Source organism: Streptobacillus notomytis (assembly GCF_001902585.1).
GTDB classification, from domain to species: domain Bacteria; phylum Fusobacteriota; class Fusobacteriia; order Fusobacteriales; family Leptotrichiaceae; genus Streptobacillus; species Streptobacillus notomytis.
In genome coordinates, this window is record NZ_LKKV01000059.1 from 1 (window position 1) to 252 (window position 252).

Consider the following 252-nt stretch of genomic DNA (forward strand, 5'->3'; position numbering starts at 1 on the left):
GCCTCGTTGCTGGCGGGCCTGCTCGAGCGGCCCGCGCGCATCGCACCGAAGTTCTTCTACGACGCACAAGGGTGCGCGCTGTACGGCGCGATCTGCGAATTGCAGGAGTACTACCCCACGCGCACGGAGCGTGCGCTCCTCGAGCGCCATCGGGCCGCCATCGCCCGGCATCTTCCTCGCGGGGCGCAGTGGGTGGACCTCGGCTGCGGCGACGGCAGCAAGTCCCTGCCCTGGCTGGCCGCGATCCAGGCA

Annotated in this window: 1 protein-coding gene; it reads left to right on the top strand. The window is 71.0% G+C overall.

What is annotated here, in order from left to right; genetic code table 11:
• Positions 1-252: L-histidine N(alpha)-methyltransferase (locus BUE91_RS07065; protein WP_180371199.1), on the top strand; the 252-nt coding region annotated here is incomplete at both ends.